This window comes from Nocardia sp. NPDC047648 (assembly GCF_040642815.1).
Classification (GTDB): Bacteria; Actinomycetota; Actinomycetes; order Mycobacteriales; family Mycobacteriaceae; genus Nocardia; species Nocardia gamkensis.
Genome location: NZ_JBEYSX010000019.1, coordinates 1 through 25,211 on the forward strand (window position 1 = coordinate 1; position 25,211 = coordinate 25,211).

23 protein-coding genes are annotated in these 25,211 nt (G+C 68.6%); 10 read left to right on the plus strand and 13 right to left on the minus strand.

Translation table 11 applies throughout. From position 1 onward, the window contains the following. Positions 1 to 151: 151 nt before the first annotated feature. Positions 152 to 802, minus strand: a complete 651-nt coding sequence (locus ABZ803_RS30465; protein WP_357044578.1) for a DUF1003 domain-containing protein — start codon at positions 800 to 802, stop codon at positions 152 to 154. A 37-nt stretch (positions 803 to 839) separates the two neighbouring features. Continuing rightward, positions 840 to 2,120 carry a CBS domain-containing protein gene (locus ABZ803_RS30470; RefSeq protein WP_357044580.1) on the minus strand — a complete coding sequence of 427 codons (1,281 nt, stop codon included), beginning with the start codon at positions 2,118 to 2,120 and terminating at the stop codon, positions 840 to 842. A gap of 62 nt (positions 2,121 to 2,182) precedes the next feature. Between ABZ803_RS30470 and ABZ803_RS30475 the strand changes: the two genes are divergently transcribed. Genes ABZ803_RS30475 through ABZ803_RS30485 form a run of 3 tightly spaced genes read left to right on the plus strand, consistent with a single transcriptional unit; the run spans position 2,183 to position 4,228 of the window. Further along, positions 2,183 to 3,139, plus strand: a complete 957-nt coding sequence (locus ABZ803_RS30475; protein WP_357044582.1) for a CoA ester lyase — start codon at positions 2,183 to 2,185, stop codon at positions 3,137 to 3,139. A 12-nt stretch (positions 3,140 to 3,151) separates the two neighbouring features. Beyond that, positions 3,152 to 3,643: a general stress protein gene (locus tag ABZ803_RS30480; RefSeq protein WP_040869460.1), complete on the plus strand. Its 492-nt coding sequence runs from the start codon at positions 3,152 to 3,154 to the stop codon at positions 3,641 to 3,643. Positions 3,644 to 3,646: 3 nt separating this feature from the next. Beyond that, complete coding sequence (locus ABZ803_RS30485) at positions 3,647 to 4,228, plus strand: suppressor of fused domain protein (RefSeq protein WP_357044584.1); 582 nt, start codon at positions 3,647 to 3,649, stop codon at positions 4,226 to 4,228. 12 nt (positions 4,229 to 4,240) lie between these two features. Here the strand turns inward: ABZ803_RS30485 and ABZ803_RS30490 are convergent, their stop codons facing one another. After that, the gene (locus ABZ803_RS30490) at positions 4,241 to 5,323 is read right to left on the minus strand and encodes a magnesium and cobalt transport protein CorA (RefSeq protein WP_357044807.1); all 1,083 of its coding nucleotides are present in this window, start codon (positions 5,321 to 5,323) and stop codon (positions 4,241 to 4,243) included. 75 nt (positions 5,324 to 5,398) lie between these two features. Between ABZ803_RS30490 and ABZ803_RS30495 the strand changes: the two genes are divergently transcribed. The 4 genes from ABZ803_RS30495 (at position 5,399) to ABZ803_RS30510 (ending at position 9,816) form a co-directional block, all read left to right on the plus strand. Beyond that, positions 5,399 to 6,253, plus strand: a complete 855-nt coding sequence (locus ABZ803_RS30495; protein ID WP_357044586.1) for a PHP domain-containing protein — start codon at positions 5,399 to 5,401, stop codon at positions 6,251 to 6,253. Next, on the plus strand, positions 6,250 to 6,516 hold the full coding sequence (locus ABZ803_RS30500; RefSeq protein ID WP_051175505.1) for a hypothetical protein: 267 nt from the start codon (positions 6,250 to 6,252) through the stop codon (positions 6,514 to 6,516). Before ABZ803_RS30495 ends, ABZ803_RS30500 begins: the two co-directional genes overlap by 4 nt. A 51-nt stretch (positions 6,517 to 6,567) precedes the next feature. Beyond that, entirely contained in the window at positions 6,568 to 8,100 is a 1,533-nt protein-coding gene (locus ABZ803_RS30505) for an FAD-binding protein (protein WP_357044588.1), read from the plus strand. 528 nt (positions 8,101 to 8,628) lie between these two features. After that, the gene (locus ABZ803_RS30510) at positions 8,629 to 9,816 is read left to right on the plus strand and encodes an NADP-dependent malic enzyme (RefSeq protein WP_174371854.1); all 1,188 of its coding nucleotides are present in this window, start codon (positions 8,629 to 8,631) and stop codon (positions 9,814 to 9,816) included. Positions 9,817 to 9,897: 81 nt separating this feature from the next. On the opposite strand, the gene ABZ803_RS30515 is transcribed toward ABZ803_RS30510, so the two are convergent. Genes ABZ803_RS30515 through ABZ803_RS30530 form a run of 4 tightly spaced genes read right to left on the minus strand, consistent with a single transcriptional unit; the run spans position 9,898 to position 13,331 of the window. Next, positions 9,898 to 10,614 carry an ABC transporter permease gene (locus ABZ803_RS30515; protein ID WP_357044590.1) on the minus strand — a complete coding sequence of 239 codons (717 nt, stop codon included), beginning with the start codon at positions 10,612 to 10,614 and terminating at the stop codon, positions 9,898 to 9,900. Continuing rightward, entirely contained in the window at positions 10,611 to 11,279 is a 669-nt protein-coding gene (locus ABZ803_RS30520; RefSeq protein ID WP_357044592.1) for an ABC transporter permease, read from the minus strand. The genes ABZ803_RS30515 and ABZ803_RS30520 overlap by 4 nt, the downstream gene beginning before the upstream one ends. Before the next feature lie 6 nt (positions 11,280 to 11,285). Beyond that, positions 11,286 to 12,434: an ABC transporter ATP-binding protein gene (locus ABZ803_RS30525; protein WP_357044594.1), complete on the minus strand. Its 1,149-nt coding sequence runs from the start codon at positions 12,432 to 12,434 to the stop codon at positions 11,286 to 11,288. A gap of 12 nt (positions 12,435 to 12,446) precedes the next feature. Then, positions 12,447 to 13,331, minus strand: a complete 885-nt coding sequence (locus ABZ803_RS30530; protein WP_357044809.1) for an ABC transporter substrate-binding protein — start codon at positions 13,329 to 13,331, stop codon at positions 12,447 to 12,449. Between the two features lie 242 nt (positions 13,332 to 13,573). On the opposite strand from ABZ803_RS30530, the gene ABZ803_RS30535 reads away from it, so the two are divergent. The 3 genes from ABZ803_RS30535 (at position 13,574) to ABZ803_RS30545 (ending at position 17,135) form a co-directional block, all read left to right on the plus strand. After that, positions 13,574 to 14,461: a glycine betaine ABC transporter substrate-binding protein gene (locus tag ABZ803_RS30535; protein ID WP_357044596.1), complete on the plus strand. Its 888-nt coding sequence runs from the start codon at positions 13,574 to 13,576 to the stop codon at positions 14,459 to 14,461. A gap of 488 nt (positions 14,462 to 14,949) precedes the next feature. Then, entirely contained in the window at positions 14,950 to 15,645 is a 696-nt protein-coding gene (locus ABZ803_RS30540) for a PadR family transcriptional regulator (protein WP_357044598.1), read from the plus strand. Between the two features lie 11 nt (positions 15,646 to 15,656). Further along, on the plus strand, positions 15,657 to 17,135 hold the full coding sequence (locus ABZ803_RS30545) for a DHA2 family efflux MFS transporter permease subunit (protein ID WP_357044600.1): 1,479 nt from the start codon (positions 15,657 to 15,659) through the stop codon (positions 17,133 to 17,135). Positions 17,136 to 17,177: 42 nt separating this feature from the next. Here ABZ803_RS30545 and ABZ803_RS30550 read toward each other — a convergent pair whose 3' ends face one another. The 6 genes from ABZ803_RS30550 to ABZ803_RS30575 form a co-directional block, all read right to left on the minus strand. Beyond that, complete coding sequence (locus tag ABZ803_RS30550) at positions 17,178 to 17,804, minus strand: Uma2 family endonuclease (RefSeq protein ID WP_357044602.1); 627 nt, start codon at positions 17,802 to 17,804, stop codon at positions 17,178 to 17,180. A gap of 101 nt (positions 17,805 to 17,905) precedes the next feature. Further along, positions 17,906 to 19,732, minus strand: coding sequence for a molybdopterin-dependent oxidoreductase (locus ABZ803_RS30555; RefSeq protein WP_357044604.1), 1,827 nt, complete (start codon positions 19,730 to 19,732; stop codon positions 17,906 to 17,908). 220 nt (positions 19,733 to 19,952) lie between these two features. Further along, positions 19,953 to 21,746 (minus strand): long-chain fatty acid--CoA ligase, encoded by a 1,794-nt coding sequence (locus tag ABZ803_RS30560; protein ID WP_357044606.1) that lies wholly within the window; start codon positions 21,744 to 21,746, stop codon positions 19,953 to 19,955. Between the two features lie 118 nt (positions 21,747 to 21,864). Beyond that, a complete protein-coding gene (locus ABZ803_RS30565; protein ID WP_357044608.1) occupies positions 21,865 to 22,782 on the minus strand; it encodes an alpha/beta hydrolase in 918 nt (305 codons plus the stop codon). A gap of 22 nt (positions 22,783 to 22,804) precedes the next feature. Continuing rightward, entirely contained in the window at positions 22,805 to 23,635 is an 831-nt protein-coding gene (locus tag ABZ803_RS30570; RefSeq protein WP_357044610.1) for an SDR family NAD(P)-dependent oxidoreductase, read from the minus strand. Then, a complete protein-coding gene (locus ABZ803_RS30575) occupies positions 23,632 to 25,161 on the minus strand; it encodes an NAD(P)/FAD-dependent oxidoreductase (protein WP_357044612.1) in 1,530 nt (509 codons plus the stop codon). The genes ABZ803_RS30570 and ABZ803_RS30575 overlap by 4 nt, the downstream gene beginning before the upstream one ends. Positions 25,162 to 25,211 lie beyond the last annotated feature (50 nt).

Below are 25,211 nucleotides of genomic sequence, written 5' to 3' on the forward strand. Positions count from 1 at the left end.
CCCGAACCACTCACCACCACACCAGCAACAACCAAAGCCGAGACCGTTATCGGAGCAGATACACGCATTCGGCCACACCCAATCCTCGACGTCGTGGGAGCAGCCGTCGCGACAACCCCTGCACCGGCCACTCTGGACAACGTTGTCCAGGTTACCCACCAGTCAGGTCCTTATTCGGTATTTTCGGTTGATCACTGGTTCCCGACGGTGAAACCGCTGCTGGAGCGGGCTTTCGGCCGGAGCTTTTCTTGCGGCCACCCTTTCCGCCGCTTTCCGTTCGGGTCTCGTGATCAGGGGATTCCCCGTACTCCATTCGGTCCAGAATCCCTTTCAGTTCCTCCAATTCCCGGCGCAGGTAATCGCGGGTGGCCACTTCGCCGACGGCGATGCGCAGCGCCGCGAGTTCCCGGGCGAGGAACTCGGTGTCCGCCTTGGTCTGCGCGGCCCGCACCCGGTCCTCCTCCAGGGCGACCCGGTCCCGGTTGTCCTGCCGGTTCTGCGCCAGCAGGATCAACGGCGCCGCGTAGGCGGCTTGGGTGGAGAACGCCAGATTCAGCAGGATGAACGGGTACGGGTCCCAGCGCAGGGCGACCACGAAGATGTTCAGCAGAATCCAAACCAGCACCAGGATCGTCTGGACCGCCAAATACCGTCCGGTCCCCAGGAATCGCGCCACCCGTTCGCTGCTGCGGGCCAAAGCCTCGGCGTCCCACTCGAACCGGAACCGGCTTTCCACCGGTGTTTCCAAACGTTGGCGCGCCCTGCTGGGACCGAGCCGCGCGCCCGGGTCGTTCTCGCTCACGGTGTGTCCTTTCGGGCGTGAGCGGGGCCACGCGCGGTCACGCCCCGCCCCGCTCGTCGGTCTCTTCCTGGTCGCGCCAGTCCTCGGGCAACAGGTGATCGAGGACGTCGTCGACGCTGACCGCGCCGAGCAGATGGTTCTCCTCGTCCACCACCGGTCCGCAGACCAGGTTGTAGGTCGCGAAATACCGGGTCACCGCGGCCAAAGGGAGATCGGGGCGCAGCGGCGACAGGTCGCTGTCGAGAATGCCGCCCACCAGGTGGGCGGGGGGTTCGCGCAGCAATTGCTGGATGTGCACCGAACCGAGGTAGCGGCCGGTCGGCGTCGCGGTGGGCGGACGCACTACGAACACCATGGAGGCCAGCGCCGGGGTGAGGTCCGGGTTGCGCACCCGCGCCAGCGCTTCGGCCACCGTCGTCGACGGCGTCAGGATGATCGGCTTCGGCGTCATCAGACCGCCCGCGCTGTATGGGGAGTGCTCGAGCAACCTGCGCACCGGTTCGGACTCCTGGGGGTCCATCAGGGCGAGCAGCGATTCGGCCTCGCCCTCGGGCAGCTCGCCCAGCAGGTCGGCGGCGTCATCGGGGTCCATCGCCTCGAGCACGTCGGCGGCCCTGCGCACCTCCAGGTGACCGAGCAACTCGACCTGCTCGTCGTCGGGGAGTTCCTGCACCACGTCGGCCAGACGTTCGTCGTCCAGCGCCACGGCCACCTCGATCCGCCGTTTCTCCGGCAGCTCGCGCAACTGCTGCGCCACGTCGGCCGCGCGCATGCCTTCGAACTGTTCGAGCAGCTGCGTGACGTCCTGCCCCGGCCTGCCGATCTCGTAGGGCGTCAGGCCGGACACCATGGTCCAGTCCACCACGTGCACCGTGCGCCTGCGGCCCAGCCTGCGGTGCCCGCGCACCGCGACCCGGCTGACCAGCCAGTCCCTGGAACGGGTCTGCTCGATGCCGAGATCGACCACGTGGACGTCCACGTCCGCCAGATCGGGCAGGTCCGGGTCCTCGACCCGCACCACCGAGTCGACGATCTGGGCAAGGGCGAGCATCTCGCCGGGTCGCTGATTGAAACGGCGCAGGCTCACCGTTCCCGTGTTCAGCGTGACCACGCCGGGTTCGATCGCGGTGATCCGCAGGATCGGCACGAAAATACGCCGCCGGGTGGGCAGTTCGACGACCAAGCCGTGCACCCGCGGTTGCTGGCGGTCGGAGCGGACGGCCACGACGACGTCGCGAATCCGGCCGATAGACTCGCCGTCCGGTCCCAGCACCGCCAAACCGGCCAGCCTGGCGACGTACACCCTGGTAGCTGCCATGCTGTCAGGCTAGATGTTCGCGGGCGGGTGTTCGCACCCCGCCACGATCGACGGGAGTGATCATGAAGCCGCGCCGTTCGGTGCTCGCCTGCCCGGGCAGCAACACCAAGATGATCGGGAAGGCCAAGACCTTGCCCGTCGACGAGGTGTTTCTCGATCTGGAGGACGCGGTGGCCCCGGTCGCGAAGGCCGAGGCGCGGGCGAACATCGTCGCGGCGCTCAACGACTCCGGGTGGGGAACGCAACTGCGCGTGGTGCGGGTCAACGACTGGACCACCGAATGGACCTACGCGGACGTCATTTCCGTGGTCGAGGGCGCGGGCGCGGCGCTGGACGCGATCCTGCTGCCCAAGGTGACCGACGCGGGCCAGGTGCGCGCGCTGGACCTGCTGCTGACCCAGCTGGAGAAGGCCTGCGGCCTCGACGCCGGGCGAATCGGTATCGAGCCGCAGATCGAGAACGCGGCCGGGCTGCGCGCTATCGACGCGATCGCCACCGCGAGCCCCCGGGTGCAGACCCTGGTCTTCGGCCCGGCGGACTTCATGGCCAGCATCAACATGCGCACCTTGGTGGTCGGCGAACAACCGGAGGGCTACGACACCGGCGACGCCTACCACCACATCCTGATGACCATCCTGCTCGCGGCCCGTGCGCACGGCTTGCAGGCGATCGACGGCCCGTACCTGCAGATCCGGGATGTGGAGGGTTTCCGGCGGGCCGCGGCGCGCACGGCCGCGCTCGGATTCGACGGCAAATGGGTGCTGCACCCCGGACAGATCGAGGCGGCGAACGAGATCTTCAGCCCGCGCCAGTCGGACTACGACCGTGCCGAGGAGATCCTCGACGCCTATGCCTTTCACACCTCGGCGGCGGGCGGCGCACGCGGCGCGGTGATGCTCGGTGACGAGATGATCGACGAGGCCAGCGCCAAGATGGCGCACGTGATCGCGGAGAAGGGCCGTGCCGCCGGAATGACGCGCACCACGCGTTTCACACCACCGCGGGATGCGTCGGAATAGCAGAATGGAACCATGACGAATCCCTTGGGGAACTCGAGCCGTGCGCGGCAGGGCCTCCCGACACCCCCGTCGGGCTGGCCGGTCGGCTCGTATCCGACCTATGTCGAGGCGCAGAAGGCGGTCGACTACCTGGCCGACAACCAGTTCCCGGTGCAGGACGTGACCATCGTGGGCGTCGACTTGATGCAGGTCGAGCGGGTCCTCTATCGGCTGACCTGGGGCAAGGTGATCGGCGGCGGCGTGGTGTCGGGCGCCTGGCTGGGCCTGTTCCTCGGTCTGCTGCTGAGCCTGTTCACCACCAGCGGCGCGCTGGGTCCGCTGCTCGTCGGCTTGATCGGCGGCGTCATCTTCGGCGTCATCTCGACCTCGATCCCGTACGCGGCCACCAGGGGCCAGCGCGATTTCGCCTCCACCATGCAGTTGGTGGCAGGCCGCTATGACGTGCTGTGCGATCCGAAGTCGGCCGAACAGGCTCGGGACATGCTCGCGCGGCTGGCGATCTGAGGCATGGAAGTACTGGAGACGGTCCGCACCGAGGTGCTGGGCCATTTCGGGGTGCAGGCCGCGCACGTCGACGCCGCGTCGGTCACCTTCCTGGGCTTGGAGCCGATCGAGATCCTGCGCATCGCCGAGGACGATCTGGTGCACTACGTGACGCTCGGCGCCAGTAGGCATCCGATGGGCGATCCCGCCGCGGTGCACGCCGACCCGGTGCGCGGCCCGCGCGCCGAGCTGGTGCTGACGTTGCGGTCCAGGGTCGGCGCCAGCTCCGGCCTGGCCAAATCGCTCGGCGTGCTCGCCGCGGCTCCGGTCGTGGAAGGCGTTGTGCTGCAAGCGGACGCGCTGCTGGATCTGGGTGAGCCGATGTGGCGCGACGCGCCGTTCACCGCGGTTCTGCTCGGCGACAGCGACATTCCGGCCGTGTCGCTGCCCGACCCGGCCGAGCCGGTGCGGTACTTCGCGGTGACGCCGGTGACCGCGACGGAGGCGGCGTGGGTACGCGTTCGCGGCGCGCAGGCGTTGCGGGAGGCGTGGCAGGAGGCGGGGATCGATGTGCGCGACCCGAGGCGCGGCGCCGCCAGCTTGTGATCCGTCGCCCGGCTACAACCACTTGTTGCGGCGGAAGGTGAAGAACAAGCCCGTGCAGATGGCGAGGATGAGCACCCACACCATCGGATAACCCCAGACCTGGTGCAGTTCGGGCATGTGATCGAAGTTCATCCCGTAGATGCCCGCGATCATCGTCGGCACCGCCGCGATCGCGACCCAGGCCGAGATCTTGCGCATGTCGGTGTTCTGCTGCACGCCGATCCGGGCGAGCGCCGCGCTGATCAGCGCGCTGAGCGCCTCGTCGAAGTCGTTGATCCGTTCGGCGACGGCGGCGTGATGCTCGGCGACGTCGCGCAGATAACGCCGGACCTCCTTGGGCACCGGCAGATCCGGTTTGTGGCTGAGCAACTCCAGCGGCGCGCCGAGCGGATTCACCGCGCGCCGCAACTCGACCACCTCTCGTTTGAGCTGGTAGATGGATTCCACGGTGACCTTGCTGCGCGGGGTGAAGATCTCCTCTTCCATCTCGTCGATGTCGTTCTCGACCGACTGGGCCACCTCGATGTAGGAGTCCACCACCCGGTCGGCGATCGCGTGCAGCACCGCGCCGGGCCCCAGCGCCAGCTGCGCGGGGTCCTCCTCCAATGCCTTGCGCACCTCGGCGAGTCCGGAATGCTCCCCGTGCCGGACGGCGACCACGAAGTCGGGGCCGGTGAACACGATGATCTCGCCGGTCTCCACGATCTCGCTGACGCTGTCGATTTCGTGCTCGACGTAGCTGACCGTGCGCAGCACCAGCAGCAGCGAATCGTCGTAGCGTTCCAGCTTCGGCCGCTGATGCCGTTGCAGGGCGTGTTCGGTGGCCAGCTGGTGCAGTCCGAACGTCTCGGCGATGTCGTTCATCTGGGTCTGGTCGGGATCGTGCAGGCCCACCCAGACGAATCCGTTCCGCTCCTCGCGGGCTCGCGCGAGTGCCGCCTGGTGGGTGAACCGCCCCGGCAGGCGCTTGCCGTCCACGTACACCGCACAGTCGACGATCGCCTGCGCCGTCGGAACCGGGATGAACCGCTGTGCGGGCGTTCGGCTGGATCCACGGAGTGAGGAGAGCGGAGAAAAGGACGGCACCTTGACGATGCTACGTCGCCGCAGGCTGCCGGAAGCTCGCCTGCGGGTGCGGGACGACGCCGCCGCACTGTAAGACTTGAAGGCGTGCGCATCGACCTCCATACCCACTCGACCGCGTCCGACGGCACCGACACCCCGGCCGAACTCGTGCGGAACGCGGCCGCCGCGGGCCTGGACGTCGTCGCGATCACCGATCACGACACCACGGCGGGCTGGGCCGAAGCGGTCGACGCGCTACCGGCGGGCATGACGCTGGTCCGCGGCATGGAGATGTCGTGTGTCGGCCTCGGCGAGGACGGCTGGCCGGTGCCCGTGCATCTGCTGGCCTACCTGTTCGACCCGGCCCATCGCGGCTTCGCCGAGGAACGCGAGCGGCTGCGCGCCGAACGGGTGGAGCGGCTGCGCGCCATGGCCGAGCGGATGGCCGCCGACGGACTGCCGATCGATCCCGATGCCGTGCTCGCCTCGGCCGGTCCATCGGCGGGGCGACCGCACCTGGCCCGCGCGCTGGTCGCCGCCGGTGTGGTGCCGAGCGTGGACGCGGCGTTCGACGAATTGCTCGCCCCGCACGGCCGCTACTACGCCGAGAAGGCCGATACCCCGCTGCGCCGGGCGGTGCAGATGATCGCCACCGCGGGCGGGGTCAGCGTGCTGGCGCACACCAGGGCGCGCAAGCGGGGCAGGCTGCTCGCGCTCGACGACATCCGCGAGCTGGCCGCGCTCGGGCTCGGCGGCCTGGAGATCGCGCACCCCGACCACTCCGCGGCCGACCGCGCGGTGCTCACCGATCTCGCCGCCGAACTCGGCCTGCTCACCACCGGTTCGTCGGATTACCACGGTACGAACAAGACCATCCGGCTCGGCGACTACACCACCGATCCCGCGCAGTTCGAGAAGCTGGTCGGCAAGGCGTCCGGCGTGCCGGTGGTCACCCCGTGAGACTTCTGCGCGGACTCAGCGGCATCGTCGCCGGGGGCACCGTGGTGGGCATGCTGGTCGTCGTCGGCGCCGCTGTGCTCGCGGATCGGCGCGGCTTCCCCGGTCCCGGTGGAGAATCGGTCACCTGGCATGTCGCGGCCGCGGTGGTCGCCCTCGCGGCGCAGATATATTCGGACCGGCACCGCGGGGTGGCCGCCTGCGCCGCATCCATGATCGTTTTTCTGGCTGCTGGGCTATTGCTGTGGACACAATGGTGGAGCTGATTTCCGGGCATTGGTTGCGGGCGGATGAATTGTGCCGGAACATTTTTCTTTGTGACTGAACTCGAGACGGATGTACTGGTAATCGGCGGTGGTCCCGCCGGTGCCTGGGCGGCCGTCTCGGCCGCGGCGGCGGGCGCCACCGTCGTGCTCGTCGACAAGGCGCACTGCGGCTCGAGCGGGCCGACCGCGCGCGGCGCGATCTCCCTGTGGCACATCCCGCCCGGTCCGGCGCGGGAGGAGGCGGTGCGGCGCGCGCACGCGCACGGCGGTGGGCTGGGAGATCCTGACCTGATGCACCGCGTGCTCGAGGAGACCCATCAGCGAGTCGAGCAATTCGCGCGGTGGGGTAGTCGCGTCGCCGGTGACGCGGCGCGACGGCGGATGCATCTGGACGGTGCCCGCTACCTGCGGCGGATGCGCCGCGTGCTGCGGGAAGCCGGGGTGCGCGTACTCGACCATCATCCCGCGGTGCAATTGCTGGTCGATCGCGAAGGGGTGGTGGCGGGCGCGGGCGGACTGAGCGGGCACGAGGGGTTCCGGCGCTGGAGCGTGCGTGCGGGCGCGGTCGTGGTGGCCACGGGAGGCTGCGCGTTCCTGTCCGGCGCCGCCGGCACCGACGTCGACACCGGCGACGGCCTGTTGTTCGCCGCGGAAGCGGGCGCCGAGCTGTCCGGAATGGAATTCTCCTGCGCCTACGGCCTGATCTCGCCGGACAAGGCCGAGCAGGCCGCGCTCCACGGTTTCTCCTCGCGATCCGCCCCCCTCTACGACGAATCCGGCGCCGAGTTGCCCGGCCATCGCTCGGCGGCGCTCGCGGCCATCGCCGATGGACAGCGCGTATTCGCCGCCTTGGACGACGCGCCGTTCGCCTGCCGACCCGGGCCGACGCACCAAGGCCATGTCGACCGCACCACGCGGGTGCCGCTGCGGGCCGTGCTGGAGGGCACCGTGCGCGGCACCGGGGGGCTGCGCGTCACCGGGCCGGATTGCGCGACGACCGTCGCGGGCCTGTTCGCGGCGGGCGACGTCGTCAGCCGCGAGGCGATCACCGGCGCGGTGAGCGGATCCGGCGGACTGAGCGGGGCGTGGGCGATCGCGTCGGGCGTATGGGCGGGCGCCGCCGCGGCGAAGTTCGCGCGGACCTCGGATCGCCGCGCCCCGGCGCGCGAGGTGCCGGGAGCCGGGCTGAACGCTGTGGCGCGGATCGACCCCCGGGCGGTGGTCGGCCTCGTCCAGGAGCACACCTTGCCGTTGCGGCGCAGCTACTGGCGCAGCGCGGGCAGCCTGCGCGACAGCATCGGCGAACTCGACGGGATGTGGCCCGGCGCGGAATTCGACCTCGGCGGTAACGGTGTGGATCTGCTGCGCGCCCGGCAGGCCGCCGCACTGCTCGCGGTGGCGCGCTGGACGAAATACAGCGCGCTCATGCGTACCGAGAGCCGCGGCATGCACCGCAGGACCGATCATCCCGGCGCGTCCGATACCTGGCGGATGCGGCTGATCTCGGGTGGCGTGCGCAGTGTGTGGGTGCGCCCCGACGCGCCGCCGAGCCTGCCGGAGCAGCCTCGCGATATCGTGGCATGATCTTCGCTCGCGCTACCGTGGCCACGCCCGTCCGCCGCCGCGCGGGACTCACACCGGCACTGCCGCGAGCGGTGCGATCACTCACCGCGCCGGGCTCGTGAACGGGGAGTTTCCGCTTACCTGAAGGTAATTCCCGCCTCCTACCGTTGGGTGATGGAGCGCGACACGGCCCAGGGGGTAACCGGTTTGGCAACTTGCCCATCGGACTGGCAGAATGTGTCGGATTCCTTACCTACGCCACCGCCGGGTGAGGGAATCACGGAGGTCTCCGCCTCGCCGACGTACCGTCGCGACCCGCGAGATCGCACCGCATGTTCTGTCCGGGCCCACCCGTCCGGTTCTGTTTCGCGGATCAGTGCCGCGCCCGCCATCGAGATACCGGCAAGTCGTGTTCGCCCGCTCGCATCCGTCTCGAAACATACCGGTCAGCGCACTCGATGAGCGTAGTGAAACGACTTATACCCATTACCCAGTGGTAACCGTCCCCCGGTTTAGCCCGACCTGAGCAGGAGTGAAATCGTGTCACCTGTGACTGATGCACCGAATTCCACCGCAAGCCTGTCCGAAATCACAAACGACGAAATCTTCGCGGGACATCTCGGCGGCAAGCTCTCGGTCGAACTCAGTGCGCCGCTGGAGACCCAGCGTGATCTGTCGATCGCCTACACCCCGGGCGTCGCCCAGGTCAGCCGCGCGATCGCCGAGGACGAGGCGCTGGCGAAGCGCTACACCTGGACCGATCGGCTCGTGGTCGTGGTCAGCGACGGCACCGCCGTGCTCGGCCTCGGCGACATCGGCCCGCGCGCCTCGCTGCCGGTCATGGAGGGCAAGGCGGCGCTGTTCAAGAAGTTCGCCGGCCTGGATTCGATCCCGATCGTGTTGGACACCAAGGACGTCGACGCGATCGTCGAGACGCTGATCCTGCTGCGCCCGAGCTTCGGTGCGGTGAACCTGGAGGACATCTCCGCGCCGCGCTGCTTCGAGATCGAGAAGCGCGTCATCGAGGCGCTCGACTGCCCGGTGATGCACGACGACCAGCACGGCACCGCCATCGTGGTGCTCGCGGCGCTCAACGGCGCGGCCAAGGTGCAGGGCCGCGGCATCGAGGGCCTGAAGGTCGTGGTGTCCGGCGCGGGCGCGGCCGGTGTCGCGTGCACGAACATCCTGCTCGCCGCCGGTGTCCGCGACGTCACCGTGCTCGACTCGAAAGGCATCGTCAACCGCGAGCGCGGCGACCTCAACGAGGTGAAGGCCGAACTGGCCACCCGCACCAACCCGCGCGGCCTCACCGGCGGCGCGGCCGAGGCGCTGGCGGGCGCCGACGTGTTCCTCGGCCTGTCCGCCGGTCTGATCGCCGAAGAGCTCATCGCGTCGATGGCGCCGGAGTCGATCGTGTTCGCCATGTCCAACCCGGACCCGGAGATCCACCCCGAGGTGGCGCGCAAGTACGCCGCGATCGTGGCCACCGGCCGCAGCGATTTCCCGAACCAGATCAACAACGTGCTGGCGTTCCCCGGTGTCTTCAAGGGCGCGCTGGACGCGGGAGCCCGGCGGATCACCGAGGGCATGAAGATCGCCGCCGCCGACGCGATCCTCAGCGTCGTCGCCGACGAACTCGGTCCGGACAAGATCGTGCCCAGCCCGCTGGACCCGCGGGTCGCCCCGGCCGTCGCCGAGGCGGTCGCCGCGGCTGCCCGCGCCGAGGGCGTCGCGTAACGCGCATCCTCACGCAGCTACAAGGACGCCCCGTTCATATCGAACGGGGCGTCCTTGTCGTAGGTGCGGTGTTCGCCGTGATCAGCCGGTGGTCTGCAACTCGGCAGCGGGTGCGGCCACGGGGCGTGGCGCGCGGCGCAACCGGTCCACACCCGGCGCGCTCGCCCACACCGCGAGCGCGAGCAGGCCGTCCAGCACCATCGCCAGCACGGCCACCAGCAGCGCGCCGACCAGCACCCGGTCGTAGCGGTAGAGGCTGATGCCGTCGAAGATGTACCGGCCCAGCCCGCCGAGGTTGACGTAGGCGGCGATCGTCGCGGTGGCCACCACCTGCAGGGTCGCGCCGCGCAGCCCGGTGAGCAGGATGGGCAGCGCGTTGGGCACCTCCACCCGGAACAGGATCTGCCGTTCGGTCATGCCCATGGCGCGTGAGGCGTCCACGACGTCGGCGGGAACGTTCGCGATGCCGGCGTACGCGCCCGCGAGCAGCGGCGGAATGCCGACCGTGACCAGGGCGAGCAGCGGCGGGACCAGGCCGAGGCCGAGCAGCAGCACCAGGAACGTCAGCAGGCCGAGGGTCGGCAGCGCGCGCATGGCGTTGGCGAACCCGACCAGCACCGCCGCCCCCCGCCGGGTGTGGCCGATGATCAGGCCGAGCGGTACCGCGATCACCGCCGAGACGGCGATGGTCAGGAAGCTGTACCAGAGGTGCTGGACGATCCGGGTACCGATGCCGGACGGACCGCTCCAGTTGGCGCCGTCGGTGAAGTAGTGCCAGGCGTCGAGGAACAGATTCATGTGGCAGCGCCTTTCGCCTTCGCCGTCCTGGCATCCGCGCGCACCCACGGCGTCGCCCAGCGGCCCAGCGCGTACACCGCCCGGTCGGCGATCAGCGCCAGCGCGAGCGTCACGATGACGCCCGCGATGATCTCGTCCGGGTAATCGCGCTGGTAGCCCTGGGTGAACAGCTTGCCGAGCCCGCCGACGCCGATCAGCGCGCCGACCGAAACCATCGCGATATTGGTCACCAGCACCACCCGAAGGCTGGATACGAAGACCGGCACGGCCAGCGGCATGTCCACGGTGAGCGTGCGGCGCAGCGGGCCGTAGCCGACGGCATCGGCCGCGTCGAGCACGGTGACGGGCACCGAATCCAGGGCGGCCGGGACCGCGATCACCAGCAGGGCCGTGGAATAGATGGTGAGCGCGATGACCACGTTCAGCGGATCGATGGCCGAGATGCCCACCAGCGGAGGAATGATCACCAGCAGTGCCAGTGAGGGGATGGTGTAGGCCAGGCTCGCGGCGGTCAGCGTGACCCGGCGCAGCCACGACACCCGCCGCACCAGCGCACCGGCCGGAATCGCGATCACCAAGGCCAGCAGCAGCGGCACCAGCGCGAGATAGAGATGGGTCGCGGTGAATCCCATGATCTCCGAGAAATTCTCGACGAGGTATCTCATGGCCGCCTATCGCACCTGTTCTTCGAAGAAGTGGCGGTTGCGTTCGGCGTCCTCCCGTGCGCGCTGGCCGGCCAGCTGCTCGAGCACTTCGGTGGCCAGCACGCCACCGCGCACGGCGCCGGAGTCGTCCACGGCCACGCCCGTTCCGGAGGGCGAGGAGATCGCGGCGTCCAGCGCTTGGCGCAGGTCACCGGACGGGGTGAACAGCGAGCCGCCCGCCGACATACTGTCGGCCAGGGCGCGACCCGCGCGGAACCCTTCGACCCCGGTGACGTCCATCCAGCCGACCGGCTTGTTCGCCGCGTCCACCACCAGCACCCATTCGCCCGCGTCCAGCCGCAGCTCCTTCACCTCGTCCGCCACCGCCGTGCGGATCTCGTGCAGCGGAACGTCGTCCGCGGCCCGGAAGGACAACCCGCGATAACCGCGATCACGGCCGACGAAGTCGGCGACGAAATCGGTGGCGGGCTGCGCGAGCAGGCGCTGCGGCGGGTCGTACTGCTGGAGCACTCCGCCGGGACCGAACACCGCCACCCGATCGCCGAGCGTGATCGCCTCGTCGATGTCGTGCGTGACGAACACGATCGTCTTGTGCAATTCGGCCTGGAGCCTTTGCATTTCGATCTGCAATTCGGCGCGCACCACCGGGTCGACGGCGCTGAACGGTTCGTCCATCAACAGGACCGGCGGGTCTGCGGCCAGCGCGCGGGCCACGCCGACGCGTTGCTGCTGGCCGCCCGACAGCTGCGCCGGATACCGCTGGGCCAGTGCGCGATCCAGGCCGACCCGGTCGAGCACCTCGAGCGCCGCGGCGCGGGCCGCGCGCCGGGAGTCGCCGCGCAGCACCGGAACGGTCGCGACATTGTCGACGACCGTCCGGTGCGGCAGCAGGCCGCCGCTCTGGATGACGTACCCGATCCCGAGCCGGAGCCGGACCGGATCGACTGTCGAAATGTCCTGTCCGGCAATGGTGATCGTCCCCGAACTCGGAACGATCATGCGGTTGATCATTCGCATCGAGGTCGTCTTCCCGCAGCCGGAAGGGCCGACGAACACGGTGAACGACCCCGATTCGATGCGCAGATCCAAGCCGGTGACGGCGTGGGTGCCGTCCGGATAGGTCTTGCTGATACCGGAGAATTCGATATCGGACAACGGATTCCCCTCCTAGCCCACCGGCTTGTTCAGCCCCTTGGCGGCGACCCAGGCCGCGGCGGCGGCTTTGGGCTCGGTCTTGGCCGCCCCGGAGACGGCCTCGTTCAGCCGGAGCAGCTCGTCGGTGGTCAGTTGCGCCGAGACCGCGTTCAGTACCGCGAGCGCCTTGTCGGACTTCTTGTTCGCGTTGAGCAGCGGCACCACGTTCTGCGCGGGGAAGTTGTGCTTCGGGTCGCGCAGCGCCACGAGATCGTTCTGCGCGATGGCCGGTGAGGTGGTGAAGATATCGGCCGCGGTCACCTTGCCCTCGACCAGCGCGCGCACCGTGGCGGGACCGCCGCCGTCGGCGATCGGCACGAAGTTGTCGGCCGCGATGTCGAGGTTGTAGTTCTTCTTCAGACCGGGTAATCCGCCCGCTCGCTCCTGGAATTCGGCGGGGGCGCCGAACTTCACCTCGGCCGAGTGCGCGGCCAGGTCGGCGATGGTGCTCAGATTCCAGCGCTGCGCGGTGGCGCGGGTGACCACGACGGCGTCGGAGTCCTCTCCCGGCGCGGGCACGCCGATCGCGAGATCGGAACCGAGGGCCTTGCCGAGGGCGCTCTCCACGTCGGCCGCGCTGGTGGCGGTGGCGTTCTTGTCCAGGTATTGCAGCAGGTTGCCGGTGTACTCGGGGATCACCGAGATGGCGCACTGCCGCAACGCCGGAATGTAGGCTTCGCGACTGCCGATATTCAGCTTGGTGTCCACGGTGAAGCCGTTGACGCGCAACGCCTCCGCGTACACGTTGGCGACGGTCTCGGACTCCGGGAAATTCGCCGAACCGACGATCAATCCGTCTCCCGAACAGCTGCCGCCGGTGGCGAGCGGATCGGAATTGCCACAAGCCGACAGGATCATCGCGGCGGCGAGAGCGGCTGCGGCGGCGAGGACGCGGGCGGCGCGTAACGTGCCGCGCACGGCGGGCCGCCGACGCGCGTCGGCGTCGGGGGTGCGGGTGGATTTCACGAGAGTCCTTCCGACAGGACGGCGGGCGCGGGCTCGGCACCGAACGGCCGCCGGTACATTCTGGGTGTCCATACTGCCCGCTTCCGGGTTTTCCCGTTGGCTGTGTCGATTCGTCGGAGGGTTGGTGTCGCCGGATGGTGTTGGCCGCGTCACAGCGGGTGCTGGCTCGGTTGCTGGTCGTCGCTTCGGTCGCCTTGGCCGTATCCTGCGGGAACGACGAGCCGGCGCCGTCGATCACCGTCGCCGCGGGTGATTCGATCGAATCGTCGGTGCTCGCCGAGATCTACGCGGGCGCGCTGGCGCGCACCGGCGCGCGCACCGCGGTCGCCCCGGGGCTGGGCAACCGCGCGGACTACCTCGCGGCACTCGACGCCGACCGGGTTCAGGTGGTCGGCGAGCACACCGGGGCGTTGCTGGCCCACCTCGACGAACACGCGACTGTTCGGCTCCCCGAAGAGGTGGTGAAGGCGGTGAGCGCCGCGCTGCCCGAAGGGCTGGTGGTCTCCGATCGTGCCGAGGGCGCCGATCTGCGGCCGCGGCTGCTGCTCACCGCGCAGGCGGCGGCCCAGGACAAGGTGCGGACGGTGGGCGATCTCGCACCGCGTTGCGGCGGGCTGACCGTCGGTGTGGCGACCACGCCGGGCCTGCTGCCTTCCGCCGGGCGTGAGCGCGTCGACGGGTGCGACTTCGCGGCCACCGTGGCCTTCCCGGATCCGGCCGCGTTACGGAAGGCGTTGCTGGACGGACGTGTTCAAGTCGGTCTTCTCGGTGGCCCCCCTGAGCTGACGCCCGGCGCGACCGACGGATTGGCCGTGCTGGCCGACGACGACTACGCCGTGCGCGCCGAGAACGTGCTGCCGCTGTTCCGCAAAGGTCTGCTCGACCAGCGGCAGATCAAGAAGCTGAACTACGTCGCGGGCGAGCTGACGACCGACGAACTGGCGGACATGATCCGCAGCGTCCGGGACGGCGCTGCGCCGGGTGACCTCGCGCGTGCTTGGTTGGACAAGCACGCGCTGTAGTCGCGAGGTCTCCAGCCTGGCGTGTGCGGCGGTTCGCTTTCTCCCGAACCGTCCGACCGCTCGCGGGTGCTGTCGGGAATCGAGCGATAGATGTCGGCTCCGACACTGCCACCGCTGTGAGTCGCGGCATAGTGTGGCAATCGGGCCTTCTATCGGTCCTGGCGAACAACGCTTCATCTCCGGTCTTCCGACAGCAACGGCGCTGGACAGGTTGCCAACGGTGTCGACCTTCGGCCGGAGCTGAAATCGAGAGGCCATCGAGAACTGACGTCTCGGTGGCCTCTCGTCGTGTATCCGCGAGGTAATCGGGAACGCGATACGCGAGGCCGGGGGATTGTGTGGCTCATCACGGGTCGATCCGTCTTGTCCGCAGTCTGTTCCGGGCCGTATATTCCACGTGGAATATTTAGCGCGGAGCATGTCGGCGCCCGGCGATAGCGTGCCGAACGACGGCGGCCGAGACGAATCAGCAATGGAGGTGACCCCGCATGGGGCAAGGGCAGGCGCATCCACCGGTGACGCCGCTGGCCATCGCCGTGCTCGCGCTGCTCGAGGAGCGGCCCATGCATCCGTACGAGATGTTCCAGACGCTGATCGCCCGGCGGGAGGACAAGCTGGTCAAGGTGCGGCCCGGTTCGCTGTACCACACCGTGTCCCGGCTGGCCGAGCTGGAACTGGTCCGCGCCGAGGGCGTCGACCGGGCGGGCAACCGGCCCGAGCGCACCACCTACCGGATCACCGGGCGCGGCAGGGACGCGCTGCGCAACCGGATCGCCGAGATCGTGCGACGTCCCGTTCCGGAGTATCCGATCTTCCCGGTGGCGCTGGGGGAGTTGCACAATCTGCCCAAGCCGGAGGTGCTCGCGCTGCTGCGCGAACGAATCGGCGTACTGAAAACCGACCTGGCCGACACCGACATGCTGAGCGCCTGGGCGCAAGAGCACGTCGTCCCCCGCCGCTATTGGATCGCCCTGCCCTATCTGCGGGCTCTGCTCGCCGCCGAACTCGCTTGGGTCGAGGAGTTCACCGCCGAATTGGCCGGCGGCGCAATCGAATGGGAGAACTTCGACCCCGTGACCGGCACGCGCTCCGCCCACGACGGCCCTGATTCCGCGGTATCGCCACCGGTGCCCCCCGGCGGCGTGGCGAAACCCGTCTCGAATTTTTCGGATAATCCGAGTTAGGAACGAAACAGATGTCCACACAACGTAATCCGTGGCCGGCGCTACTGGCGCTGGTTGTCGGCTTCTTCATGATCCTGTTGGACATGACGATCGTCGCGGTCGCCAATCCCGCGATCATGACCAGCCTGCACGCCGACATCTCGCAGGTGATCTGGGTGACCAGCGCTTACCTGCTCACCTACGCGGTGCCGCTGCTGGTCACCGGACGGCTGGGCGACCGATTCGGCCCCAAGAACATCTATCTGATCGGCTTGGCGGTATTCACCGCGGCGTCGCTGTGGTGCGGTCTGTCCGGCAGCATCGGCATGCTGATCGCGGCCCGCGCCGCGCAGGGCATCGGCGCCGCACTGATGACGCCGCAGACCATGGCCGTCATCACCCGGACCTTTCCGCCGGACCGGCGCGGCGCCGCCATGGGCCTGTGGGGTGGCGTCGCGGGATTGGCGACCCTGGTCGGCCCGATCCTCGGCGGCGTGCTGGTGGACGGTCTCGGCTGGGAGTGGATCTTCATCGTGAACGTCCCGGTCGGCGTCGTCGCCTTCGCACTGGCGGTCTGGCTGGTGCCCGCACTGCCGACCCGCGAGCACAAGTTCGACATCCCTGGCGTGCTGCTCAGCGGCGTCGGCATGTTCCTGCTGGTGTTCGGCATCCAGGAGGGCAACAGCTACGACTGGTCGTTGCGCATCTGGCTGCTGATCGGGGCGGGCATCGTGGTGCTCGCGGTCTTCCTGGTCAACCAGGCCAAGACCAAGGGTGAGCCGTTGCTGCCGCTGAGCCTGTTCCGCGACCGCAATTTCGCGCTGTCCAATGCCGCGATCGCCGCGATGGGGGCGGCGGTGACCTCCCTGATGGTGCCGACGTACTTCTACCTGCAGGCCGTGCGGGAGCTGTCGCCGACCAAGTCGGCGCTGGTCTTCGCACCCATGGCGATCGTGACTGGTTTCTCGGCCCCGCTGGTCGGCAAGTTCGCCGACCGCTTGCACCCGCGGATCGTGCCCACCGTCGGCTTCGGCTTGTTCGCGCTGTCGGTGTTCTGGTTCGCGGCCCTGATGGAACCGCACTCGTCGCTGGCCTGGTTCCTGGTGGCCGCGGCGCTGGCCGGCTTCGCCAACGCCTGCATCTGGGCACCGCTGGCGTCCACCGCCACCCACAACCTGCCCGTCCAGCAGGCCGGTGCGGGCGCGGGCGTCTACAACACCACCCGCCAGGTGGGCTCGGTGCTCGGCAGCGCGGCGATCAGCGCCCTGGTGGCGGCGCGGATGACGGCGAACGGACTGGGCGGCGGAAAGGTCGCCGAAGGCGGCGCGGGCCAGGGCCCCATCCCGGAGTTCGTCAAGGATTCCTTCAGCACCGCGCTGAGCCAGTCCACCCTGCTGCCCTCCGCCATCCTGCTCATCGGCGTCGCCGCCTCGGTGCTGTTCATCCGCCACGGCAAATCCGCCCCGGCGCAATCCGAGCAAGAACGCGCGAAGGCCGATCTCAGCAGTTGACCCGTCCGGTGACGCCCGTCCGGATAACACTCCGGGCGGGCATCAGCGTGCCAGCATATCGAGTCTGGTCCAGTCGATTTTGATCTCGAACGGCACATCGATCACGGTCGGCGATTCGGTGGGCTCCAGCTTCATATGTGGTCGATATTGGCCGAGCACATGATCGAGTACGTATACCTCGATCGAATCCACGCGATTGTTCGACACCCAGGCAATCCAATACCACGGGATCCCGGCGAGCGCGTACTCCGCGAGCTTGTCGGCCGTATCCACACGCTCGGTGCCCGGTGAGACGACTTCGACCACCAGTTTGACCATGGAGGCGGGCAACGGCCGAAGTTCTGGTGGAGCGCAATCGAACAGTGCGACGTCCGGCCGCCGAATCGTCATCCTGGGCAGCTCCCAGAGCAGCACGTCGAAGTCCATATCGACGTCCAAGCATCCACTACGGTGACGGCTGAGATGAGCTTCGGCAGCGGTCTCGATGAAGTCGGCTATCCTGCGGGCGGACTTTTGATGTGGCCTCGTAGGCGACTCTGCCCGAATGGCTTCGCCGTTCACCACCTCCACCAAGCGGCAGAAATCTTCGGGGAGCTTTTTCCAGATCTCCAACGTGATCGGCGCCGGCTGTAGGTTCTCTTCGCGCGCCCAATCCAAAATTTCGGACATGGACCCCTCCTCGAACGGCCGACGACTACCGGACTCGCCCGATCCTATCCGGTCGACAGGTGTTCATTGCCTGCTGTTTCGCGGCCCGTCCGAAAGACAAGTCAACCTACGCTGACGGTGACCGAGGGGTAGCCGGTGGCGCCGTCGGGGATCACGTCGCGGCGGTCGGCGGTTTGGGTTTCGCCGAAGCCGTCGGTGGCGCGGGCGCGGACGGTGTGCGGGCCGGAGGTGGCGTCCCAGTCGAAGACCCACTGGCGCCAGGTGTCGATGGACTGTTCTTCGGAAAGGCGGGCCTGCTGCCAGGGGCCGTTGTCGATCTGGACTTCCACCGCGCGGATGCCGCGGTGCTGGGCCCACGCGACACCGGCGATGGGGACGCGGCCGGACCGGAGGCGGCCGCGGGCGCGGGGAGTGTCGATGCGGGTGCCGGTTTTGATCGGGCCGAGTGCCGACCAGCCGCGGCGCGTCCAATACGCGGTGGCGCGGTCGAAGCGGGTGACTTCCAATTCGGTTACCCACTTGGTGGCCGAGACGTAGCCGTAGAGCCCGGGCACCACCAACCGGGCGGGATAACCGTGCTGCACCGGAAGGGGTTCGCCGTTCATGCCGATCGCGAGCAGGGCGTCGCGTCCGTCGGTGAGCACCGCCAGCGGAGTGCCCGCGGTCCAGCCGTCGGCGCTGCGCGAGAGCACCATGTCCGCGTCGGGGTGCGGGCCCGCCTCGGCCAGCAGCCGATCCACGCGGTAGCCGAGCCAGCGCGCGTTGCCGATCAGGTCGCCGCCGACCGGATTCGACACACAGGCCAGCGTGACCAGGTGTTCCTCCACCGGACGATTCGCCAGATCCGCCCAGTCGAGCCGTATCTCGCGCTCGACCATGCCGTGGATACGCAGCGACCAGCCGTCCTTGGAAACCTGCGGCACGATCAGCGCGGTGTCGATCCGGTAGAAGTCGTCGTTAGGGGTCAGATAGGGCGTGAGCCCGGGTACGCGGAGATCGACGCCGGGCGCGACCGGCTCGGCCGGGGCGGAGGGCTCCGGCAGCCGCACCGCGGCGCGTTCGCCGGATACGTCGCTGCGGCGGGCACCGAGCACGCGACCGCCGACTCCGGTGACCACGGCTGATCCGCCGACCACCAGAAGTCCCCGCAAGACTTGCCTGCGCTCCGCAGCGCGGGACCGGTTGGTGTCGGCCACCGGCGAGGACGACCCGGTAGCGCTGGATGCCCCCGCTGCCGGTGCGGTCGCGTTTGTCACTACAGCCGGATTTGCTTCGTGCTGTTGTGCGTCAGGAGCTTTCGTGCTCGCGGGAGTTCCAGGCACATCCCTAGGCGAAACGGTGCCCGCTGCGGCGTCGGACGTCTCGTCGACATCGGACGCAGGTCCGGAACTCCCCCGATTTCCACCGCCAGGGGTGGACGCCGACCCATCGGTCTCGGTCGGCACATCGGAGTCGCCGGTCGGCGGCGTCGCGCCGGTTCGGCTGTCGCCAGAGGACTTCTCGACGGCCGCATCGATGCGACGGGTCAGCGCGCGCAGCGCGTAGATACCCGCGGCAACGCCGACGACTGTCGGCAACGCGCCGGACAGACCGGTACGCGTCACCGCCACCCACGCCGTGACCACCCCGAACACCACGAACAACCACGAACCGGCGGCTCGGCCGGTCCGTTCGATCGCACCGGCCAGTCCGGCGACCAGCACGGTGATCACGCCCATGATCAGGTACAGCGCGGCCTTGTCGTTGGTGCCGAAGGTGGTGATGGCCCATTCCCGCAACCCGTCGGGCGTGTGGTCGACCACCGCCGATCCGAGGATGTGCAGCGGCGCGCTGCCGGGATCGAGAACAGCCGCGAGGAGTTCGGCCACGCCCAGCGTCAGGCCTGCCGAGACCATCCCGGCCGGCACGCGCAGTCGCAGATCGGCCATGGCATCGAGACTACTGCGGGTGGGCCGCCGCAACCGCTGACCCGGTCGGCCACACTCATCGACGCTCGATCGCCGACGAGCTCCGATCCGGCGATTTCGCCAGCGGTGCATGCGGTCGTGGTCGCGGCGCGCTCGAATGGGGTGGCCGGGCACTGGAACCAGCTGGATTACGCGAAAGGCGCTGTCCGCGAACAGCGGACAGCGCCTCGCGGCGATCAGCTCAGTTGTAGATGCTCGCCACGTCGTCGGCGTGCTGCTTCATCACGACCGCGCGCTTGAGCGACATCTTCGGGGTGAGTTCGCCGGTCTCCTGGGTCCAGTCGATGGTCAGCAGACGGATCTTCTTGATCTGCTCGGCGTGCGAGACCTTCTTGTTGGTCTCGGCCACCGCCGCGTCCACCTCGGCGATCAGATCCGGGTTCTCGATCAGCTTCTCGATCGGGGTGTCGGCGGGCAGGCTGTTGCGTTCCTTCCAGCCGGGCAGCGACTCCGGGTCCAGCGTGATCAGCGCGCCGATGAACGGCTGACCGTCGCCGACCACCATCACCTGGCTGATCAGCGGGTGCGCCCGCAGCGAATCCTCCAGCAGCGCGGGGGAGACGTTCTTGCCACCGGCGGTGACGATGATCTCCTTCTTGCGGCCGGTGATGGTGATGAAGCCGTCGCCGTCGATGGCGCCGAGGTCACCGGTCTTGAACCAGCCGTCCTCGAAGGCGTCCTCGGTGGCGTCCGCGTTGCCCCAGTAGCCGCTGAACACGACCGAGCCGCGCAGCAGCAGTTCGCCGTCCTCGGCGATCTTGGCGGCGTGACCCTCGATCGGCCGGCCGACCGACCCGACCCGGATCCGCTCCGGGGTGTTCACGGCGATGGCCGCGGTGGTCTCGGTGAGACCGTAGCCCTCGTAGATGGTCACGCCGACGCCGCGGAAGAAGTGACCCAGTCGCGCGCCGAGCGGGCCGCCGCCGGAGACGGCCGCCTCGCACTGACCGCCGAGCGCGGCGCGCAGCTTGCTGTAGACCAGCCTGTCGAACAGCGCGTGCTTCAGTTTCAGCGCGATGCCAGGTCCGCCGTTGTCGAGCGCCTCGCTCCACGCGATCGCGGTATCGGCGGCGGCGTCGAAGATCTTGCCCTTGCCGCCGTCGTGCGCCTTCTGCTTGGCGCTGTTGAACACCTTCTCGAACACTCGCGGCACCGAGAGGATGAAGTGCGGCTGGTAGCTGCCGAACTGCTCGACCAGGGTGGACCAGTCGGCGGTGTGCGCGACGATCACCTTCGCGTCGAACGCGGCCAGCGCGACGGCGCGGGCGAAGACGTGCGCCAGCGGCAGGAACATGAGGGTCTTCTTGCCCTCGGTGACGTACTTGTTCAGCGCGATCCGGTCGGACTTGGACTCCGCGTACAGGTTCGCGTGGGTCAGCATGACGCCCTTGGGGCGGCCGGTGGTGCCCGAGGTGTAGATCAGGGTGGCGGGCGACTGCGCGCCGACCTGGGCGCGGCGCTCGTGCACGGCCTGGTCGTCCAGCTCGGCGCCGCGGGTGATCAGCTCGTCCAGCGCGCCCTTGTCGATCTGCAGGGTCTCCCGCAGATCCGGCAGCGACCCGGATTCGATCTCGTCGATCACCTTGCGGTGCTTGTCGCTGTCCAGGATCAGCAGCTTGGTGGCCGAGTCCTGCAGGATCCACTTGGCCTGCTCGGCGGCGGAGCTGTCGTAGATCGCGACGGTGCAGCCGCCCGCGGCCCAGATGGCGAAATCGAGGACGGCCCACTCGTAGCGAGTGGGGGCCATGATGGCGACGCGATCGCCGAGTTCGAGCCCCGAAGCGATCAGGCCTTTCGCCACCCCGGTGACGGTTTTCGCGAACTCCGCGGCGGTGACATCCCGCCAGCCGCCACTGCCGTTCGGCATGTTGAACAGCACCGAGTCCGGTGACTGCTCGGCGTGGCGGAAGACGTTGTCGGAATTGTTCGCGTCATCCGGAATGGTGTAGGAAGCCGGGACTTCGAACTCTCGCATCAGTGCCCTTCCACGTGGGTTTACTCGCCAGTAATCTACGACACCTGCGCGCGGGCCGTGAGGTCGACCACCGGAATCGCCTCCGTACATCACCGCAGGCTGGGGACCCGCTCGGATTTCATCCTAGTTCGCGCAGGTCCGCCGGTTGAATGGCTTCGCGCAGGAACTCCGCGAGTTCGCGCAGCGCGGCCGCCGCGGGCCCGGCCAGCGCGGCCTGCAGTTGAGCGACGTGCCACAAGCCCTTGCTCTCGGTGAAGCGGACGTGTACGCCCGCCTCGCGCAGGGCGGCGACCAGCGCGACGCACTGGCGGTGCAGCAGTTCGCTGACGTCCACCTGCACGTAGGTGGGCGGCAGGCCGCGCAGTTCACCGGTCAGCGGGGCGTAGGCCGGGTCGGCCCCGTCGCCGTCGCCCAGGTAGGCGGCCGCGCAGGCTCGTGACCAGGGCCTGTTGATCACCAGATCGCGTTCCCGCTCCGGGATCTCGTTGGGGTCGGCCCATGGGGCGATCAAACCGAGCGCGGCCGGGGTCTGCCCGTGCCGGGCGATCAGGCGCTGCGCGAGCGCGAGCGACAGTCCACCGCCCGCGGAATCGCCGGAGACGGCGATCTGATCCGGCCGCAGACCCGAACTCGCCACGAGCTCCAGGAACGCCGCTTCGGCGTCCTCCAGTGCGGCGGGGAAGGGGTGCTCCGGCGCCAGCCGGTAGTCCAGCACGTAGACCGCGCACCCGGTGTCCCGCGCCAGCCGGGCCGCCAGCGAGCGGTGCGTCGCGGGCGAGCCGACCGCGTATCCGCCTCCGTGCAGATAGAGAACCGCGCCGTGCTCGGAGGTGTCCGCGAAGCCGATCCGCTCGGCGGGCCTGCCGCCCAGGCGCAGGGGCTGCACGACGGCGCCCGCGGGCAACAGCTGCGCTCGTGAACTCACGTCGAGCAGCCTGCGCTGCATCGTGAACGGCAACCGCTTGTTCAGCGTCACCCGGAAGATCGGATTCAGTATCGCCCGCGCCAGGGGCAGCGGAAGGTCGATGTCACGCATTCGTCGTTCCTCGGATCCCGGGTCAGGGCAGGAAGCGGCGCTCGACGTTGGCCGCGATCCGCTGGTAGCCCGACGCGGTCACCCGCACGAACAGATCCAGCAGCTTCGCCTCCCAGCCGATCAGCACGCGGCCGTGGCCCTTGCGCACGCCCTCGGTGATGGTCTGCGCCGCCATCTCGGGAGTGTGGATGGCCAGCTTCTTGTCGAACATCGAGGCGGCCGACTTGCTGTCGATGCCCTCGGCGTAGGTGGCGTTGCGCGCGACCGCGGTCTTGATGCCGCCGGGGTGCACGCAGGTGACCTTGACCGGGTGCCGGGCCACCAGCATCTCCTGGCGCAGCGACTCGGTGAAACCGCGCACCGCGAACTTCGCCGCGTTGTAGGCGCTCTGGCCGGGGATCGCGATGAGGCCGAAGAGGCTGGACACATTGACGATGTGGCCGTCGCCGGACTCGATCACCATCGGCAGGAACGCCTTGGTGCCGTTGACGACGCCCCAGAAGTCGACGTCCATCACGCGCTCGAAGTCCTTGTACTCCGAGCGGATGATCTCGCCGTGGTGGGCGATGCCCGCGTTGTTGTAGACCTGGTGCACGGTGCCGAAGTGCGCTTTCACCGCGTCGGCGTAGAGAATCACCGCTTCGCGTTCGACCACGTTCAGCCGGTCGGACTTGACCTGCGCGCCGAGCTGCTCGCAGCGCCGCGTGGTCTCGGCGAGGCCGTCGACGTCGATATCCGACAGCGCCAGTTTTGCGCCGCGCCGGGCCAGATTCTCCGCCAGCGCACGGCCGATCCCGGAGCCCGCTCCGGTGATCACACAGACCTTGTTCTTGAAGTAAGCGTCATTGCTCACGATGCCACTGCTTTCACATCGGTTCGGGAAATGGAGATGTCGTACGCCGACACGTCGAATGTCCTGGTCAGGCGACGGAATTCGAAGGTGAAGTCCGGCCACAACGTGGTGTTGTTGCCGTGCTTGTCCAGGTACCAGCTCGAGCACCCGCCGGTCAGCCAGACACTGCCCGCCAGCTTCGCCTGCAAGTCCTTGTTGTAGGCATCCTGCACGTCGCGGCGCACTTCCACGGTACGCAGGTCGAGGCGGTCGATGGTAGCCAGCGCGTCGGCGACGTAGTTGATCTGCGATTCGATCATGTACACCATCGAGGTGTGCCCGAGGCCGACGTTCGGGCCGAGCAGGAAGAACATATTGGGGAAGTTGGCGATCGTGGAGCCCTTGTAGCCCTGCTGGCCGATCTCGTCGAACACCTCCGACAGCGTGCGCCCGTCGCGGCCGAAGATCGTCTCGTAGGTCGGCGAGTCGGTGACGTGGAAGCCGGTCGCCACGATCAGCGCGTCGATCTCGCGCTCGGTGCCGTCCTCGGTGACGATCGAGTTCGCGCGCACCTCGGCGATGCCGTCGGTGACCACGTCGACGTTGGGGCGCGCCAGCGCGGGGTAGTAGTCGTTGGAGATCAGCATGCGCTTGCAGCCGATCCGGAAGTTCGGCGTGACCTTGGCGCGCAACTGCGGATCACGAATCTCGTAGCGCAGTTTCGCCTTCGCGATCGCCTCGAACACCTGCATCAGGGCCGGAACCTTGGCCAGGCCGACCACCTGGGTCTCGCGCGCGGCGTAGATGGTCGCGCGGGATAGTCGCTGCAGGCCAGGCACGTGCTTGAAGGCGAGTCGCTCGGCCTTCGTGTACGGGCGGTCCAGGCGCGGCAGCAGCCAGGGCGCGGTGCGCTGGTAGACGTCCAGGTGGCCGACCTGCGCAGCGATGGCGGGCACGATCTGGATGGCCGAGGCGCCGGTGCCGATGATGGCGACCCGCTTACCGGTGAGATCGGCGTCGTGATTCCAGCGGGCGGAGTGGAAGGTCTCGCCTTCGAAGTCGTTGATGCCTTTGATGTCCGGCAGCGCGGGCTCACACAGCGCGCCGACCGCCGAGACCACCGTGTCGGCGGTGAAGCTGCCCTTGCTCGACTCGATCTCCCACAGCGCGGTCTCGGTGTTCCAGCGTGCGCTGGTCACGTCGCAGCCGAAGACGTGCTTGTCGCGCACGTCGTAGCGCTTCGACACGTCCTGGATGTACTGCTGGATCTCGCCCTGCTTGGAGAACGACCGCGACCAGTCCGGGTTCAGCGCGAACGAGTACGAGTACAGGTGCGAAGGAACGTCGCAGGCCGCGCCGGGGTAGGTGTTGTCGCGCCAGGTGCCGCCGACATCGCTGCCGCGTTCGAGCACGAGGAAGTCGTTGCGACCCTGCTGGGTCAGCCGGATGGCCAGACCCAGACCCGCGAACCCGCTGCCGATGATGATCGTCCTGGCGTGGCGCGTGGATCGGCCGGCGACAGCTTTGTCTGTAACCTTGCGACTCATGTAACGCAGCCTACGGTGCTATTGAGCACGAGTCAACAGTGTATTGACTC